Here is a 17553-nt window from a genome sequence, read left to right on the forward strand (position 1 = left end):
TGAGCGGGCTTTGGCTGTGATGGCCCCGCCGGGGGCCTGCGCCGGCGTCTGATGCCTCGGCCACGGTGCGGTACTCATCACCGTTGGCTGCCCTCATCGACTGCCGGCGCACCGACGGGTCGGCCCGGCGGTGGCGGGCCGCGCCCATCGACGCCCCGGGCCATGGCGGCCGCCAGGTCTCGCCACGGCGGGCGCCGGCAGCGCTGTGCGTCGACTGTGGCGGCGAGGTATGCGAGGTGGGGTGTGCGGAATGCGGGGCGTGCGGTGTGCCGGGCGCGATATGCGGGTGGGGCGTGCGGTGTGCCGGGCTTGATGTGCCGGGCGCGGTGGGCTGCGCGTGTCTCGGCTGTGGTCGGCGTCGATTTCGCCCGGCCTGTCACACGCCGATGCGATCGGTGTTTGCCGTCGTCGGTGGAGGCGCTTTAATGGTGTTTGCCGTTGCGGAAGAATGGTGCGGAACACCGTTGACGGAATGGCGTGCGCGGCGGCCGAAATATGGTCGGCGCCGCCGGTCGGGTGGTGTGCGGTCTTGGCCGGCGAGCGCACGAGGCCGAGCCGCGGTTGTTCCGCAACGACCCGGCGCGGCCGAGCTGTGACCCGCCTGTTCGCCGAGAGATTCGGTTTCTGGCCGGCGGAGGCCATCCGCTCGGCCGTGGCCGATGCGGCCTGTTCGGTCGGTGCGGGCTGCGTGACGTGCTCGGCCGCGGCGGGCGTGGCCTGTTCGGTGGGTGCGGGCTGCGTGACGTGCTCGGCCGGGGCGGGCACCGCCGGGGTGGGCTGCCTGATCTGGTTGCCCGCCGGGCGTGCTGGTGAGTCGAGGTCTTGGCTGGTGCGGGCGGTCGGTGCCGTTGGCGGCGTGGGCGTGCCCGGGCGGCCGGACCAGAGCCGACGCTCGGCTGCCGTCAGTGGTGAACCGTCGTCGCCGCCGTGCAGGCGGCGCAGCTTGCGCGCGTGCCGCTCGACGAGGCCCCACGCGCGCTGCCGGGCATGTTCGCGGCGGAACACTTCACGCGCCAGAGAATAGCGGCGAGACCGGGTGGGATCACGCATTTGCGCTAGCTGGGATTTGGTGAAGAACTCCATCTGTCGCACCCCAGAATTATCCCACCTCAGAGAATTCGGCGGTAAGTCCAGAACCGTTTTAGATCATGCCATTCTCACCCGGCGTCACGGTCAACAATGGTGATATCCGGAATTGCTGGGACAGCCTCACCCGCGTCGGCCGCGCCGCGCGATGGCATCCCGCCCGGCCACCATCGCGCCGTACCAGCCGCACTCAAAGCCCTGGCGGGATGACAAAGCTGTCCACGACCGGCGACCGACAGAAGGTGTCTAACCCGGACAGCTCGTCGGCCGGGTCAAGGGGTCGGTGCCGAGGGCGTTCAGCACCAGCGCGGTCACGGCCGGGTCGGTGGGCAGGTCGCCGTGCGCCACCCGCGCCGACGGGCAGATGCTCTGCAGCGACAGGTTGACCGCGCCGTCCAGGCGGGCCGAGTCGGGTGGCTGCACCGTCTCGTCGTTCTCGGTCCAGATCGACAGCCAGGGCAGGCCGTCCGGCAGCGGGCCGTCGATGCTGTCCAGCAGGTCGCTGCCGGGGGCGAGCTCGCGGCAGGCCTGCGGGCAGGCATCCGGCGCCAGCGCGGCGCCCTGACCGGCGATCGTCGCGCCGTGCAGCGGCGACCCGAGCGTGACGATCCGCCGGGCCACCTCGGCGCCGTCGTGCCGGTCGACCCAGAGCCGGGTCACCACGCCGCCGGCCGAATAGCCGATCACGTCGACCGACGGGGAGCCGTCGCGCAGCGCGTCGCGGACGGCCGCGTCGAGGGTGTCGGCCTGCGCCAGCAGGTCGCCGGTGCCGTCGCCGGGCAGGGTCAGCACGTCGGTGGTGCGGCCCTCGGCGGCGAGGCGGTCGGCGAGCCTGGTCAGGGCGGTGCGGCTGCCGCCGTAGCCGGGGACCAGCAGCACGGTGCCGGGCCGCGCCTGATCGGGGCGAACGCCGTCGCCTCCGCCGTTCAGCAGCCGCGCGCCGAGCACGACCACCAGCGCGACGACCACGACGGCGGCGACGCCGAGAAGCAGGAACCGCCGCCGGGGTGACACCACTCCATCATGCCGGGTCAGGCGCGGTTCAGCTGGAACTGCTCGAACCGGGCCAGGGCGTCCTCGATCGGCTGCCGATGGGTGCTCTCGCGGCCGTTGCCCACCCACGTCCACTGCTGGATCAGCATCGCACCGGCGGAGCGGTCGGTCTTGAGGTCGATGACCGCCACGATCTCGTCATTCACGAGTACGGGCAGCGCGAAGTACCCGAAGACGCGCTTCTGTCTGGGCACGTACGCCTCGAACAGGTGGGTGTACCCGAAGAACAGCTCGAGGCGCTTGCGCTGGATGACCAGCGGGTCGAAGGGGGAGAGCAGGTGCACGGTTCCCGGGACGGGCCGGGGGACCGTGTCGAGGGTCTCCGGAGTGGCCCAGTGCTCCACGTCGCCGACGGTCACGGGCACGAGCTCGCGGCGGCGTACGCGTTGCTCGATGAGCTCGCGGACCGCGGCCTTGGCCTTCGTCTCGCGGTGGACGACGGAGGCGACGCTGACCAGGCCCTGCGCGCGCAGGGCGCGATCGAGGCCGTACGCGATGACCTGCTTCTCGGTGGCCGCCCGCGGCTTTTTCTCCCAGCCGAATTGACGCTCGGTCAGCTCGAAGGTCTTGATGATGCCGGTGCGCTCGCTGACCGTGATCAGGCCCCAGGTGCACGCGATGTCCAGGGCCCGCTTCGAGGGCTTGCGGCTGGCCCACGCCCAGTCCTTCTCCACGAGCACGTCGTCCTTGATGTCGCTGATCTTCAGCGGGCCGTGGTCCCGGATGCGCTTCACCGCGACGCGTACGTCGTCGGCCGTGATCCCTTTGTTCCAGGGCAGCCACGGCCCGGTGCGCAAGCTGCGCATCGCCGGGACGAAGTATTTGTAGTCGCCGACCGGCACGTAGGAGAGCGCGTGCGTCCACGTCTCGAAGACCGTCTTGTCGACGGTCTGAGCCCGGTGGAGATCGGCCCGCCGGTAACCGGGGATCCGGCTGAACAGGATGTGGTGGTGGGCGCGCTCGATCACGTTGATCGAGTCGATCTGCACGTAGCCGAGATGCTCGATCGCGGCGAGCGTGCTCCGCGGGCCGTGCCCGAACGGCTCGGCGACGTCGAGCCGCTGGGCATGCAGCCAGATACGCCGGGCCGCGTCGGCCGGCACTGTCACGCCACGAGTTGTCATGGATCTCCGACCGTAACTCCCCACCCCGGGAGGGTCGCGGGTGAGCGGCATCACACATAGCATGTCCTGACGAACCGAGCGCGACAGGGACGTCTGCGCTCGCATTTGGGAGCGCTCCCAAATAGAGCCGGGAGGACCTGTGCGCTACGGACACTTCGACGACGAGCGGCGTGAGTACGTCATCGACCGGCCGGACACGCCGCTGCCCTGGATCAACTACCTGGGCACCGACGCGTACTTCGGCATCGTCTCCAACACCGCCGGCGGATATTCGTTCTACCGTGACGCCCGGCTGCGCCGGCTCACCCGCTACCGCTACAACAACGCCCCGTTCGACGTCGGCGGCCGCTACGTGTACGTGCGCGACGACGCCACCGGTGATTTCTGGTCCCCGTCGTGGCAACCGACCCGCAGCGATCTGGACGAGTACGAGTGCCGGCACGGCCTGTCGTACACCCGGATCGCCTCCGCCCGCGGCGGGATCCGGGCCGAGACGCTCTACTTCGTGCCGCTCGGCGAGACCCTCGAGGTGTGGCGCGTCCGGGTCACCAACGAGCGCGACACCCCGGCCGACCTCTCGCTGTTCTCCTCGGTGGAGTTCTGCCTGTGGGACGCGCAGGACGACGCGACGAACTTCCAGCGCAACTTCTCCACCGGCCAGGTCGAGGTGGCCGACGGGGTGATCTACCACAAGACCGAGTATCGGGAGCGGCGCGACCATTTCGCGTACTTCGCCTGCTCGGAACCGCTCGCCGGGTTCGACACCCAGCGCGACGCCTTCCTCGGCGCCTACCGCGGCTGGGACCAGCCGGCGGCGGTCGAGCGCGGCGCCTCGGGCGACTCCATCGCGCACGGCTGGGCGCCGATCGGCAGCCACCACGTACGGCTCGCCCTGGCGCCGGGCGAGAGCCGCGAGGTCGTCTTCGTGCTCGGGTACGCCGAGAACCCGCGCGACGAGAAGTTCGACCCGCGCGGATCGCAGACGCTCAACAAGCGGTACGTGCGCCCGGTCATCGAGCGCTGGCTGCGGCCCTCGACGGTGGCCGACGGGTTCGCGGCGCTCGGCGCGTACTGGGACCGGCTGCTCGGCGGCCTGCAGGTGACGACGCCGGACGCGGACACCGACCGGATGGTCAACATCTGGAACGCGTACCAGTGCATGGTGACCTTCAACATGAGCCGGTCGGCGTCGTTCTACGAGTCGGGGATCGGCCGGGGCATGGGGTTCCGCGACTCCAACCAGGATCTGCTGGGCTTCGTGCACATGATCCCGCAGCGCGCCCGGGAACGGATCCTGGACATCGCGGCCACCCAGATGACGACCGGCGGGGCGTACCACCAGTACCAGCCGCTGACCAAGCGGGGGAACAACGACATCGGCCAGGGCTTCAACGACGACCCGCTGTGGCTGATCCTCGGCGTCTCGGCGTACCTGAAGGAGACCGGGGACGAGTCGATCCTGGACGAGCCGGTCACCTTCGACAACGTGCCCGGCAGCGAGGTGCCGCTGTACGAGCATCTGCGTCGCTCGTTGCGCTACACCCAGGAGCGGCTCGGCCCGCACGGCCTGCCGCTGATCGGGCGGGCCGACTGGAACGACTGTCTCAACCTCAACTGTTTCTCCGACACGCCGGGCGAGCCGTTCCAGACCACCGAGAACGCCAGCGGCGGCGCGGCCGAATCGGTCTTCATCGCCGGGCAGTTCGTGCTGGCCGCCAAGGAGTTGGCCGCGATCGCCGAGCTGCGTGGGCTGGACGGGGAGACGACCGAGTACCGGGCCGCCGCCGAGAAGATGACCGCCGTCATCATCGAGCACGGCTGGGACGGCGGCTGGTTCCGCCGGGCGTACGACTTCTACGGCCACCCGATCGGCTCGAGCGAGAACGACGAGGGACAGATCTTCATCGAGCCGCAGGGGATGTGCGTGCTCGGCGGGGTCGGCATCGACGACGGGCTGGCCGTGCGGGCGCTGCGCAGCGTGGCCGAGCGGCTGGCCACCCCGCACGGCATCGTCCTGCAGCAGCCCGCGTACTCGAGTTACCGGATCGAGCTGGGCGAGATCTCGTCCTACCCGCCCGGCTACAAGGAGAACGCCGGCATCTTCTGCCACACCAACCCGTGGATCATGATCGCCGAGGCGATGGTGGGCAACGGCGACGTCGCCTTCGACTACTACCGGCGGATCAACCCGTCGGTCCGGGAGGAGATCAGCGAGCTGCACCGGTGCGAGCCGTACGTGTACGCCCAGATGATCGCCGGCCGGGACGCGCCGACCCACGGCGAGGCGAAGAACTCGTGGCTCAGCGGCACCGCGGCGTGGAACTTCGTCGCGATCAGCCAGTGGATCCTCGGCATCCGCCCGGAGCTCACCGGGCTGCGCGTCGACCCGGTGCTGCCGGCGGAGTGGACCGGCTTCCGGGCCACCCGGGTCTTCCGCGGCGCCACCTACGAGATCACGGTACGCAAGGCGGCCGGGGCGACCGGGCGGGTCGGGGCCCTGCTCGTGAACGGGGAGCGGGTGGACGGCTCGGTCGCGCCGCCCGCGGCGCCCGGGACGGTGGTGCGGGTGGAGGCCGTCATCGGATCGCCGGGGGTGTGATCGTCACCGCTGTGCGGAACGCGGGGATCCTTCACGATCTCTGTCATGGTCGGCGCGGTGTACGAGGTCAAGCGTCCCTGGTACACCCGCCTGTGGATCTTGATCTCGGCCGTGCTGGTGCTGATCGTCGTGGCGGCGGTGGTCGCCGTGGTCGTGATGGCCCGGCGGTCGCCGCTGGTTCCGGCCGGGCGGACGATCGCCGGCGTCGCGGTCGGCGGCCTCGACGAGCGCGCGCTACGGGCCGCGGTCGAGTCGTCGGTACGCGCGCGGGTGGAACAGCCGATCACCGTACGGGTCACCGGCGCTGCCCGGACCTTCGTCCTCGACGCGGCGGCCGCGGGAATCGCGCTCGACGCCGATGCCACGGTGCGGGCGGGGCTCGCCGGATCGGCGGCTGCCCTGCCCGCGGTCCTGGCTGTGGACTCCGCGAAGCTGCGTTCCGCGCTGGCCGCGCATCGGCAGGCGGCGACCGACACCGTGGTGAAGCTGGCAGCCCCGTCGCCCCGGCTGGAGGCCAAGGGCGACACCTCGTACACCGCCTCCGCGGCGGGCGTCACCCGCACCGCCGGCACCGCCGGCTGGACCGTCGACCCGGCGCCGGCGGCCTCCGCGGTCGAGGCCGCGGTCCGGTCGGGCCTCGGCGAGGCGTCGGTGCCGAGCACCGCGGCGGCGCCCGGCACCGCACCGGCGAACCTGGCCGGCGTCGACCAGCTGATCGGCACGTTCACCACGTACCACCCCTGCTGCGCGCCCCGGGTGACCAACATCCACCTGATCGCGAAGATCGTCGACGGCACGGTCGTCGCGCCCGGCGCGACCTTCTCGCTCAACGAGAAGGTCGGCGAGCGCACCCGCGACAAGGGCTTCGTGCCCGCGCCCGCGATCGTCGACGGCGAATTGGAAGACCAACTCGGCGGGGGAGTCTCGCAGTTCTCGACCACGTTGTTCAACGCCGTCTGGTTCGCCGGGCTGCCGAGCCTCCAGCATCAGCCGCACAGCAAGTACATCTCGCGCTACCCGCCGGGCCGCGAGGCGACGCTCGACTGGGGCAACATCGACAACGTCTTCCGCAACGACACCGGCGCGCCGGTGGTGATCCGCGCGAAGACCACCGGCACCTCGGTCACGGTCGGCCTGTACGGCCACACCGGCGAGCGCCGGGTCGTCTCGGTCACCGGCCCGCGCAACCCGGTGGGCGCCGACGGCGGCTTCAGCATCCGGGTGACCCGCACCGTCTACGACGACGGCCGCAAGACCGGCACGGCGACGCTGCGCTGGCGGTACGACGGCCTGGACTGATCGGCAGCCTGCTCAGCGCCGCTCTTCCAGGAGGCGTTTGAGATTCGCCAGGTCCTTCTGGTTGGCGCGGCGGATCGACGCCGCCATCACCGGCGCGGTCACCTTCGCGAAGCCGGCGGGCTCGCCCCGGTTGCGCAGGGTCATCCGGGTACGGCCGGCGGCCACCGATTCCCAGGTGTAGGTGGTCTCCATCGGGAAAGGCCCCTGCGCGGTGCGCATCACCAGCCGCTCGCCCGGCACCAGCTCCACCACCTCGTAGGTGTAGGCCAGCCGCCGCCCGAGGAATCGCGCCACGAAATCGACCTGCGAGGGCGAGCGCTGCACCACCGACTCGATGTTGACGTACCACTGCGGCGCGTTCGAAGGGTCGGCCGCGTACGCCGCCACTTCCGCGCAGGGACGATCGATCACGATCTCGGTCAGCACGTCGACGGCCACCACCACATCCTTCACCGGCGCGCCCCGGCCCGGAAGACGAGGAGAATCCCTCGCGGGGGCATCTCCTCACGCGTACGCTCGGCGCCGTGCCAGTGGGGGCCTACCAGATCCAGGCCGCCATCGCCGCTCTGCACGACGAGGCGCCCACCGCGGCCGACACCGACTGGCCCCAGATCCTCGCCCCTCGGCCCGGCGGCTGAGGTTGGATGCCGGGGCCAGCGAGGGCCCCGGCACATCTGCTCCCTAGGGGGCCGGCCGGTTCGGCACCCGAAACGCGACGCCGCCGGCGCCCAGGGCGCCGATGAAGAAGGCGAGCAGCGCGGTGCACCATTGACCAGGGGTGATCGTGTCCCAGCCGGTGTGCTCGCCCTGCAGCGCGGTGAGCAGAGCCGACAGGAACGCGATGGCGCCGCTGGCGAAGGCCGCCCAGATCGCCTTGAGGTACTGCCCGGAGTTCGTCATGACCTTTCCTTCCGCCGTTGCTGAGTTCCGGCACGAGACGATGGATCTGAGGCCGGCCGGCGGCGGGTGATACATCCGGGCGATGTATCACGGGAAGCCGTTCACCCCTCCCTCTGATCGAACGCAGCATTCGAGGCGGACGGAGACACTGATGTCGGACGACCCCAACGAGCCCGCCGTACCTGGCGGGGCGGCGAACGAGATCGCGGCGTTTCGCAAACTGATCCAGGGAGACAACCTTCCGCCGGTGGACCGGATAGCGCTCGTGGACCAAGCGCTGCTCCTCATCGACCGGATCTATGTGCACCTCAGGCAAAAGCGGGAGATATACCGGATCGATCCCCAGGCGCGGCTGCGGCTGCTACGGTCCCGGGCGGCGGAGATGACCGATGCGGAGTTCCACGCGGAGCTGTTGCAGACCTTCGTCGAGCTGCGCGATCTGCACACGATCTACATTCTGCCCACGCCGTATCTTGGGCCGGTCGCGTTCCTCGGCATTCTGCTCGAGCAGTACTTCCTCGAGAATGACAACAATCCGCACTGGATGGTGTCGAAGGTCTACGACAAGATCACCGGCGACACCGGCCTGGAACGCGGCTCCGAGGTCGTCGAATGGAACGGCGTGCCCATCGCGGAGGCCGTGATCCGCAACGGCGAGCGTGAGCCGGGCAGCAACCCCGCGGCGCGCCGAGCGCGCGGCATGGAGCGGATGACCATGCGCAAGCTCGCCGTGTCCCCGGTGCCGGGCGAGGACTGGGTCGATCTCGTCCACCTCGTCGGCGGTGTCCGCCGCCCGGTTCGTCTCCCCTGGCGGGTTCTGCGGCAGGATCAGCTCGACGAGCTGGCGCCGGGCATCGACATAGCCGTCGGCGCTCCCCTCGGAGCCCAGGACGAGAATCCTCTCCTGGCCCAGACGGTCGGGCTCGACGTTCGTACCGAGGCGGTCCGTCAGGTGAAGAAGCAATTGTTCGACGGCGCCCCGATGCCCGGCGAGATCCTCAGCTTCCGGGCCCGCGAGGTGCGGGCCCGCCGCGTGCCCACGCCGGACGGCGACTACGGCTACCTGCGGATCTACTCCTTCTACATGAAGGACGAACAGGTGGACGCCTTCTTCGAGGAGGTGCAACGGCTGGTAGGGCTCCTGCCGGAGAACGGGCTGATCATCGACGTGCGGGGCAACGGCGGCGGATACATCAATGCGGCCGAGTTCCTGCTGCGATTCTTCACCCCCCGAGAAATCCATCCCGAGCCCATGCAGCTCATCAGTTCCGAAGTCACCCTGGATCTCTGCCGGAACGTCGCAGGGCTCCATCCGTGGGTGGAGTCGATCCAAGAGTCGATCCAGGCCGCGGCGCCGTACTCCGACGGCATCGCCCTCTGGACGCAGGACGAAGTCAATTCCTCCGGCCAGATCTACAACGCGCCGGTGGTCCTGGTCACGGACGCGCTGTGCTACAGCGCGACGGACATGTTCGCGGCCGGCTTCCAGGACAACAAGCTTGGCTGGGTGCTGGGAACCGACGACACCACCGGGGCCGGCGGGGCGAACGTCTGGACCCACCGGGACTTGCGGGAGGCGTGGCCGGACGGGCCCTTCACCGCACTGCCCAACGACGCGCAGTTCAGCGTGGCGCTGCGCCGCAGCCTGCGCGTGGGGAATCTCGCCGGCCAGCCGCTGGAAGACTTCGGTGTCCGGGCGGACGAGAGGCACAAGCTCACGCGCCGGGACCTACTGGAGTACAACGCCGATCTGATCGGCCGCGCCATCGAATTGCTCAGGGGCCCGCAGCCGAGCTGAGCGAGAACGTCGTGCGGCCACGGGAGGCGGGTGCTCACCGGCCTCTCGTGGCGGGAATGGCGAGCGCCAGCGCGTAGGTGTCGTCCAGCACCATCAGTCCGCGATCGGCGAACGCGCGGAGCATGTCCTCGATCACGGCGGCCGGCTCGGCCAGGCCCAGTCGCCGGCGTACCGCGGCGGCCGTGGTCGGACGATCGGAGGTGGCGAGATAGACCCGGGCACTCGTGCCGGAAAGGGTGTAGGTGCCCTCGCCGCCCGGGTGCCGACCGTCGTAGATCTGCAGGATGCCCGGCGCCGACCAGTACTTCAGCACGGGCCGGGCCGGCTCGGCCCAGGCCTCGGACCAGGCGGCGACGGCCTTGGCCAGGGCGTCGTACGTGCCGGCCGGCAGGGCGTCGTGCGTCGCGTAGTCGAAGAAGTACGCGACCCGGTTCAGGTCGACGTCGCCGGGATAGACGTACCGATAGCTGGCCTCGGGTTTCTTGATCCGCACGTGCGCCCCGGTGAACAGGGGGCTGAAGCGCTCCATCCAGATCGGCCCGGTGTAGGACGGGGGTGGAAGATGGACGAGATGCGGCACGGTCGCGGCCTGGCTCGCGTACTGCGCGGCGGTCTCGGCCGGGAATCCCCAGAGGATGTTCCAGGACACCTTCATCCCGTAGTAGAGCGCCCAGCGCAACACGTTGACGTTCTGCAGGGCCCGCACGCCCTTGTCCATGAGCGCCAGAACGCCCGAGTCGAGCGACTCGATCCCGGGCTGGATGTGGGTCACCCCGGCCTGGGCGAGAAGCCGGAGCTGCTCGCGGCCGAGGTTGGCCTTCATCTCGTAGAAGAGCTCGTAGTCGGCGCCGCTGGCCACGATGGCCGGGAAAAGCGTCGTCAGGTAGTGCGAGTCGACGATGTTGTCCACGGCCTCGAAGCGGAACGTGCGATGACGTCGCGCGAGGTCGGCCAGCTCGTCGAGCACCCGGCCGGGCGACTTGCTGCGGAACGCCATGGTCGTGCCGTTGAGGCCGCAGAACGTGCAGTGGTGGCGGGCGCCCCACCAGCATCCGCGCGCCGATTCGAACGGCAACGAGACGGTGCGATGGCTCGTGGGCTCGAGCAGCCCGAGCGCCTCGGCCCGATCGAAGTACTCCGCGTACTCCGGCGTCGGGAGGTCGTCGAGTTGTCGCGTGGGCGGCGCGGGCTCCGTCAGGCGCACTTCGCCGTTCCGGCGGGCCGCCACGCCGGGTACCGCCGCGGCGTCGCCGCCGTCGGCGAGCGCTTGCAGGAGTGCGGGAAAGGCGTGGTCGCCCTCGCCCACCACGGCGAAGTCGATGTCGGGGAACGCGCGGACCAGCTCGGGGCCCATCTCGCCTTCGAAGTTGGCGCCGCCGAAGACGGTGACGATGCGCGGGTGCCGGCGCTTCAGCCGGCGCGCCAGTGCCAGCGAGGCCACGGTCTGCTGGAACGTCGAGGTGAGCCCCACGACGCGGGTGCCGGCCCACACGTCGAGATCGGCGAGCTCGTCCAGGTAGGCCGGGATGTCGGTCCGGCGTACGGCCAGCAGGCGATCGCGGACGCCGCCGGTCACCGGCTCGAGGTAGCCGAGGTCGGCGGCGAAGTCGTCGAGCAACCGGCCGTCGAGATCCGGCGCCGCGTCGCCGAAGGCCTCGACCGAGAACAACCAGTCGCCCACCAGCCGGCCGCGCATGTGGGCGAGCTCCTCGTAGAGGCCGGTGCCGAGGCGCGCGGCGAGGTCGAGGCCGGCGTGCAGGGTGCGGACCGGGAACCCGTGCGCCGAGCCGATCGCGGCGAGCAGCCCGAGCTGGAGGGAGGGGCCTTGAACGCTGACGAACGGCATCGAGACGAGGGTTACGGTGAGGTCCGCGCGCCGCGAGAGCACGGGCGGTTCACCGTCAGTTCTGGTCCGAGGGGAGCGAGACGCTCCCGACGAGGCCGCCGATCTTCCCCTGGTTGCCCCCGCCGTCCTGGCCTTGGCCGTCCTGCGGCTGCCTCCCCGGATGGAACGACCGGGCGAGCATGTCGGGAAAATCCGCATCCAGGTCGGCGGCGGTCAGCGAGCCGTCCACCTCGACAAACGCCGTCTCGTTGCGGCCGAGCGACCGCACCTTCGTGGTCTGACCGTGTCCGGACTCGGCTTCGCTCAGGGCGTCGGCGGCCACGCCCAGCGCGCTCCAGAGAATCGCGCGCTCCCTGGGGGTGAGCAAGTGCTGAAGCCCCATGAGCTTGTTGCCCAGCCGCTTGATGTCAGCGCGGTTGATCTCTACCCGCGTCATCTGTGCCATGATCCCTCCAGGTCGATCGATGCCGTCCGCGGAGCCGATGCGAGGCCTTCACAGCGAACTTGCAGCGCCGGGCCGGGCCTCGTCAAGCGCTGCGCCAAAGGCCGACACCGCGCCGCCGTCGCCGCCGAGCTTGCGTTCGAGATTCGCGCGCAGGCGGTCGGCGTACGGCTGCCGCAGCTGATCCAGGATCGACAACGCCTTCCGCCAGGCCGCGTACGCCTCACCGGAGGATCCCGCGGCCTGCAGCGTGTCGCCCAGCGACACCAGCGTCTCGGCCTCGTCGTAGCGGTCGTCGAACTCGTGGTAGAGCTCCAGCGCCCGCTCGTAACTGACCCGCGCCTTCGCCCAGTCGCGCAGCTTCAGGTAGATGTACCCGAGGCTGTCGAGGGTCTCCGCCTGCCCGGGCCGATCGCCGAGCCGGGTCTGCAGGGCGAGCGCCTCCCGGCAGTGCACGAGCGCGGTCTCGTGGTCGCCGAGCTTGTTGTGGAACCAGCCGATCGCGTTCTCGGCCCGGGCCTGGCCGATCGCGTGCCCGGCCGCCCGGAACAGGCGCAGCGACTGCTCGGCCGCGGCGAGCGCCTCCCGGTGCGACTCCTGCCGGTCGAGCTTCAACGCGAGATCACGGAACGCCTCGGCCTGACCGGCGAGGTCGTCGAGCATCCGGTAGCGCTCGAGCGCCTGGCGGAGGTGGCCGTCGGCCTCGGCATAGCGGCCCGCCTTGCTGTATGCCCGGCCCAGCAGCCGGTGCGCCAGGGCCGATCGCCGCGGATCGGCCGACAGGTGAGCGGCCTGCAACGCGGTCTGCGACTCCAGCCAGAGGCCGTGATATTCGAGGAAGGGCCACAGGACGCAGGTGAGGTACCAGACCTCATCGGTCAGCCCGCCGTCGAAGCCCTGGCGCAGGGCGGCGAGCAGGACGGGGTACTGGCCGGTGAACCAGGATCGCGCCTGGCGGATGCCGGTGATGCGCTCGGGCGTCACCCCCGGCCGCGGCGACGGCACCGTGATCGCGTCGTAGTGGTGGGGGTTGAGCAGCCGAAGGGCCTGATAGCCCGTCTGGACGTAGTGGTCCAGCACCCGCCGGAGCGCCTCGTCGTGCTCGGCGGGCGGGTCGTGCGCGTGGGCCAGCTCGGTCGCGTACGCGCGCAGGAGGTCGTGGAGCACGAAGCTGCCGGGCGCGCGCTCGGTGACCAGGTGGGTGCGGGCGAGCTCGACGAGCGCCGGCCGCGCCTCGTCGAGCGCTATGCCGGCCAGGCTGGCCGTGGCCCGGGTGGTGATCTCCGGCCCGGCCTGCAGCCCCATCAGCCGGAAGACGCGCGCCGCCCGGGCGCCGAGCTTGTGGTAGGACCAGGAGAAGACGCAGCGGACGTCGGTGGCCCGGTCGCCCTCCTCGAAGATGTCCAGCCGGCTCGCCGACTCGCGGAGCTCCTCGGCGAGGTCGCGGAGCGAGAACTGGGGGTGCGACGCGGCGCGCGCGGCGACCACCGTGAGCGCGAGCGGCAGCCGTGCGCAGAGCTCGATGATCTCGTCCAGCTCGCGCGGTTCCGCCTCGGTCCGGGCGGCGCCGAGCCGCCGGCGCAGCAGGGCTCGCGCCTCGTCGACCGAGAGCAGGTCGATCGCGACCGGACGCGCGCCCTCGGCGGCCACCAGCCCGGGCAGGTCGCTGCGGCTGGTGATCAGCACGAGGCAGCCCGGCGCGCCCGGAAGCAGCGGCCTGACCTGCTCGGCGTCGTGGGCGTTGTCGAGCAGGATCAGCCCCCGGCGGTCGGCGAGCAGGCTCCGGTAGAGGCCGGACTGGCTGTCGATTCCCGTGGGGATCTTGTGCTCCGGGACGCCGAGCGCGTCGAGGAAGCCGCGGATCGCCTCGCCGGGGTTCATCGGCGGGCCGTTCGGATCGAAGCCGCGCAGGTTCACGTACAGCTGCCCGTCGGGGAAGCGGCGGCGGATCTGATGCGACCAGTGCACCGCCAGGGCGGTCTTCCCGACGCCGGCGGTGCCGGAGATCGCCGTGATCACCAGTGCCCGGCCGCCCGCGGTTCCATCGTCCCCGAGCAGCGCGTTCAGCTGGCTGAGGGCCTTGGCGCGGCCCACGAAATCGGCGGTGCCGTGCGGCAGCTGCGCCGGTCGTGGCCGCAGCGCCGTACCGTCGTCGGCCGGTTCCGTCGATGCCTGCGCGCTTCGCCCGGGCTCCCGCACGATCGCCAGGTCGAGCGCCGGGTCGGCCTTGAGCATCTGCTGGTGCAGATGGGCCAGTTCCGGGCCCGGCTCGACGCCGAGCTGTTCGCGCAGGTGACGGCGGGCGTCGTGGTAGGCGGTCAGGGCGTCGGCCTGCCGCCCGGCGCGGTACAACGCCAGCATCAGCAGCCGGTGCGGTCGTTCCCGCAGCGGATGCTCGGCGACGAGCTGACGCAGCTCGGCAACGATGCTGGCGTCCCGGCCCAGCTCGAGGTCGGCGTGGATGCGGTCCTGCTGAACGTCGGCCCGCATCTCCAGCAGCCGGTCGCGTTCGGTGTCCAGCAGCGGGCTGCCCAGTCCGGCGAACGGGAGACCCCGCCACAGCGCCAGTGCCGCCCGCAGCGCTTCGGCGGTGGCGGGCAGGTCGTGCGCGGCCCGGGCCTGGTGCGCCTGCCGCACGGCGGCCTCGAAGTCGTGCAGGTCGAGGCCGCCGGGCGCGATGTTCAGCTGGTACCCGACGTCGATCCAGGTGATGAGGCCCGTGCGGGAGCGGGGGTCACGGTCGGGCTCGAGGATCCGGCGCAGGGCCGAGATGTGCTTCTGGAGCAGGTTCACCGCGTACGCCGGCGCCGCCTCGCCCCATACCGCGGTGACGAGACGGTCGCGATCGACGGGCCGGTTGGCATGGAGCAGGAGAACCGCCAGGATCACGCGCTGTTGCGCCGGCCCGAGACTCAGGTCGGTGCCCGCACGCCGGGCGACGAGCGGGCCCAGCAGCTTGAAACGAACGGCCGGCTCCTGCGTGCCGCCCATGCGCGCCTCCTCCTACAGGGAGAACGCGCCAAATCTAACCGAGCGTACGTGATGAACGACAGGGTGCGGTTGGCCACTGACGGCCGGCGGCGCCGGTCACGCCGTCAGGTCGAAGCTGTCGGCACTGATCCCGCGCTCGGCGAGAAGGTCCCGCAGGCGCAGCAGAGCCCGCGCGCGCGTCGGCCCGATGCTACCGACCGGCATCGCCATCGTCCGCGCGATCTCCCGGTAGGACGGTTTCGCGGCGCGCGACAGCAGGCGGATCAGCCTGCGCTGATGCGCGGGGAGGTCGTCCACCGCCTGCCACAGCAGCCGGTCGCGTTCCATCCGGACGATCTCCGCGTCGAGGCTGCCGCCCGACCGCTCGGGAATGCCCGACCAGTCGTCCGTCAGGTGTTCCCGCCGGCGGCGGCTCAGCAGGCGCAGGGACTCGTGCCGCATCGTCGTCGCCAGCCAGCTGCCCAGCCGGTCCGGATCGCGGATCCGGTTCAGGCTGCGGGTCAGCTCGAGCCAGGTGGTCTGGGCCGCGTCGGCGCCCTCCTCCGGCGTGAGGCGCATTCCTCGCGCAATCGATCGCAGCATGGGGTGGTACCGCCGGACCAGCTCGGTCCATGCGTCTTCGTCTCCGTGGCCGGCCTGGTCGACCAGGATTGGCAATACGTTCATGACGCCACCTGCCGTTTGTCGTCGATGGGACGACGTCAGCATGGCGACAGGCTTTGGACCTCTCGCTGGACCGCGCGCTGGACCTCTCACTCCAACCGGCAGTGGCCGGCGCGCTTAACCGATCCGGCTCACCGGTTACGCGCGGGCTATGACTCGTGCAAGAGTCCCGGGCGATCCTCTCCACGGACGACAGCACCGCGCTGTCGCGGAAAGGAAGAGATGGCTGCCATCCAGTTCCCCAACCAGTTGTTCGGCCCGGGCAAGTTCCAGGCCGTGGTGAAGGACAACAACGGCGCCCCGTCGACAGTGCTCGAGGCGAGCAAGGACTTCACGGTCGAGACGGAGTGGAGGATCGACGAGCTGTCGGCGCTCCTGCTCGGCGGCAAGTGGACGGTGACCGCGTACGTAGAGTCGATCGGGCAGGGCCCGGAGCGGGCGATCGCGGCCGTGCAGGTCCTGCTCAACGGTGGCCGCGACTACGCCGCGGTCGCCACCGTGAAGGCGGGCACCCTGCCGGACAATCCGGCGCCGCCGCGCAGCGGCGTGTACAAGCTGGTCACCGTGCTGACGCACGACAACTTCGGCAAGATCACCAACGTGGCGGCCGTCGTCGAGGGGCCGATTCTCCGCATCGGCTGATTCCTCGAGTGGCGGTCTCGTTTCCCGGGACCGCCACTTGCGACGCCGGGATCAGGTGGGGACGACCCGCGGCGGGGACATCTCTACACCGCCGACCACACCTTGATGCAGGGCGAACGGATCACCGTGGTCGATCACCACCATCTCGCCGCGGTCGCGGTCGATGACGAGGCGGCGGCCGCAGTCGTCTTCTTCGCAGGTGAACAGCAGGCCACCGGGGCTGATGGCGCCCGTGAGCTGATGGTATGTGCCCATGGGCAGACTCTACGCCGCCCGGTTGCCGGACTCCGGCCGGCGAAGTCGCTCGAACAACGCGGTCGTGCCCGCCGACGGCCGGATCCGCAGGCCGGTCCAGAGCAGCTCGGCGAGCCGGTGGTACTGCGACAGCGCCAGATGCCGGTGGCCACCGGCGACGTAGCAGGACATCAGCTGGCGATGCACCGTCTCGTTGCACGGATCGAGGGCCACCGGGCGCCGGGCGAGCACGGCCGCCGGCCCGTACGCTCCCCGCTCGAGGTACCGATCGACGAGATCGCTCTGGATCTCGATCGCCTCGAGTCGCAGGGCCTCGCGGATCGGCGCCGCCCAGTCCAGGTACGGCTCGTCGGCCAGGAAATCCCCGCCGTAGAGCTGACAGGCCGCCTCCTCGCCGTGCAGCGCCTCGTCCTCGTCGCCGCGCCGCTCGGCCCGCAACCGGCCGTTGCGGATCTCGCTCATCTGGTCCACGTCCGTCCAGATCGTCACCGAGTCCGCGACGCGATAGGTGTCGAAGCGGCGCTCGACGGTCGCGGCGGGGTGTGCGGCGCGCAGCACCTTGCGGACCGAGCTGAGCGCGACGTGCAGGTTGTTCCGGCCGGCGGCCAGGCCGGCGTCCGGCCAGAACACGTCGATCAGGACGTCCCGCGGCACCGGCGCCCGCCGGTGGGCCAGCAGGTACGCGAGAACCTGACGGGCACGCCGCCGTGAGCTCGTGTCGACCGGCACGCCGTCGATCGACACCCGGAAGGCGCCGAGGAAGTACGCGGCCAGCACCGGCCGGTCGCGACACCTGGCCGTCGGGTGCTCAGTCGTCGTCACTGGGCTCTCCTCTCGACTCCCGAACCTGCCGTA

Annotated in this window: 15 protein-coding genes; 4 read left to right on the forward strand and 11 right to left on the reverse strand. The window is 70.8% G+C overall.

Going from position 1 to position 17553, the window contains the following annotated elements; genetic code table 11:
• Positions 1-93: 93 nt before the first annotated feature.
• The 3 genes from ACIA5D_RS05620 to ACIA5D_RS05630 all read right to left on the reverse strand — a co-directional run bounded on the left by ACIA5D_RS05620 (position 94) and on the right by ACIA5D_RS05630 (position 3263).
• On the reverse strand, positions 94-1083 hold the full coding sequence (locus ACIA5D_RS05620) for a hypothetical protein (protein ID WP_396028665.1): 990 nt from the start codon (positions 1081-1083) through the stop codon (positions 94-96).
• 249 nt (positions 1084-1332) lie between these two features.
• Complete coding sequence (locus tag ACIA5D_RS05625) at positions 1333-2100, reverse strand: esterase/lipase family protein (protein ID WP_396028666.1); 768 nt, start codon at positions 2098-2100, stop codon at positions 1333-1335.
• Between the two features lie 17 nt (positions 2101-2117).
• The gene (locus ACIA5D_RS05630) at positions 2118-3263 is read right to left on the reverse strand and encodes a winged helix-turn-helix domain-containing protein (RefSeq protein ID WP_396028667.1); all 1146 of its coding nucleotides are present in this window, start codon (positions 3261-3263) and stop codon (positions 2118-2120) included.
• A 139-nt stretch (positions 3264-3402) separates the two neighbouring features.
• On the opposite strand from ACIA5D_RS05630, the gene ACIA5D_RS05635 reads away from it, so the two are divergent.
• Both ACIA5D_RS05635 and ACIA5D_RS05640 read left to right on the forward strand, forming a co-directional pair.
• The gene (locus ACIA5D_RS05635; RefSeq protein WP_396028668.1) at positions 3403-5862 is read left to right on the forward strand and encodes a GH36-type glycosyl hydrolase domain-containing protein; all 2460 of its coding nucleotides are present in this window, start codon (positions 3403-3405) and stop codon (positions 5860-5862) included.
• Positions 5863-5907: 45 nt separating this feature from the next.
• On the forward strand, positions 5908-7161 hold the full coding sequence (locus ACIA5D_RS05640) for a VanW family protein (protein WP_396028669.1): 1254 nt from the start codon (positions 5908-5910) through the stop codon (positions 7159-7161).
• Positions 7162-7173: 12 nt separating this feature from the next.
• Here ACIA5D_RS05640 and ACIA5D_RS05645 read toward each other — a convergent pair whose 3' ends face one another.
• Both ACIA5D_RS05645 and ACIA5D_RS05650 read right to left on the reverse strand, forming a co-directional pair.
• Positions 7174-7614 (reverse strand): SRPBCC family protein, encoded by a 441-nt coding sequence (locus ACIA5D_RS05645; protein WP_396028670.1) that lies wholly within the window; start codon positions 7612-7614, stop codon positions 7174-7176.
• Between the two features lie 228 nt (positions 7615-7842).
• Positions 7843-8061, reverse strand: coding sequence for a hypothetical protein (locus ACIA5D_RS05650; RefSeq protein WP_396028671.1), 219 nt, complete (start codon positions 8059-8061; stop codon positions 7843-7845).
• Positions 8062-8212: 151 nt separating this feature from the next.
• On the opposite strand from ACIA5D_RS05650, the gene ACIA5D_RS05655 reads away from it, so the two are divergent.
• On the forward strand, positions 8213-9859 hold the full coding sequence (locus tag ACIA5D_RS05655) for a S41 family peptidase (RefSeq protein WP_396028672.1): 1647 nt from the start codon (positions 8213-8215) through the stop codon (positions 9857-9859).
• Between the two features lie 34 nt (positions 9860-9893).
• On the opposite strand, the gene ACIA5D_RS05660 is transcribed toward ACIA5D_RS05655, so the two are convergent.
• The 4 genes from ACIA5D_RS05660 to ACIA5D_RS05675 form a co-directional block, all read right to left on the reverse strand.
• Complete coding sequence (locus tag ACIA5D_RS05660) at positions 9894-11747, reverse strand: RiPP maturation radical SAM C-methyltransferase (protein ID WP_396028673.1); 1854 nt, start codon at positions 11745-11747, stop codon at positions 9894-9896.
• Between the two features lie 13 nt (positions 11748-11760).
• Positions 11761-12141, reverse strand: a complete 381-nt coding sequence (locus tag ACIA5D_RS05665) for a hypothetical protein (RefSeq protein ID WP_396028674.1) — start codon at positions 12139-12141, stop codon at positions 11761-11763.
• A 57-nt stretch (positions 12142-12198) separates the two neighbouring features.
• On the reverse strand, positions 12199-15138 hold the full coding sequence (locus ACIA5D_RS05670) for an AfsR/SARP family transcriptional regulator (protein WP_396028675.1): 2940 nt from the start codon (positions 15136-15138) through the stop codon (positions 12199-12201).
• 96 nt (positions 15139-15234) lie between these two features.
• A complete protein-coding gene (locus ACIA5D_RS05675) occupies positions 15235-15804 on the reverse strand; it encodes an RNA polymerase sigma factor (RefSeq protein ID WP_396028676.1) in 570 nt (189 codons plus the stop codon).
• A 219-nt stretch (positions 15805-16023) separates the two neighbouring features.
• On the opposite strand from ACIA5D_RS05675, the gene ACIA5D_RS05680 reads away from it, so the two are divergent.
• The gene (locus tag ACIA5D_RS05680; protein WP_396028677.1) at positions 16024-16443 is read left to right on the forward strand and encodes a hypothetical protein; all 420 of its coding nucleotides are present in this window, start codon (positions 16024-16026) and stop codon (positions 16441-16443) included.
• Positions 16444-16494: 51 nt separating this feature from the next.
• Here ACIA5D_RS05680 and ACIA5D_RS05685 read toward each other — a convergent pair whose 3' ends face one another.
• Both ACIA5D_RS05685 and ACIA5D_RS05690 read right to left on the reverse strand, forming a co-directional pair.
• Positions 16495-16698: a hypothetical protein gene (locus ACIA5D_RS05685; RefSeq protein WP_396028678.1), complete on the reverse strand. Its 204-nt coding sequence runs from the start codon at positions 16696-16698 to the stop codon at positions 16495-16497.
• 9 nt (positions 16699-16707) lie between these two features.
• Entirely contained in the window at positions 16708-17520 is an 813-nt protein-coding gene (locus ACIA5D_RS05690) for a BTAD domain-containing putative transcriptional regulator (RefSeq protein ID WP_396028679.1), read from the reverse strand.
• Between the last annotated feature and the right edge of the window lie 33 nt (positions 17521-17553).

This window comes from Actinoplanes sp. NPDC051513 (assembly GCF_044454685.1).
Taxonomy (GTDB): domain Bacteria; phylum Actinomycetota; class Actinomycetes; order Mycobacteriales; family Micromonosporaceae; genus Actinoplanes.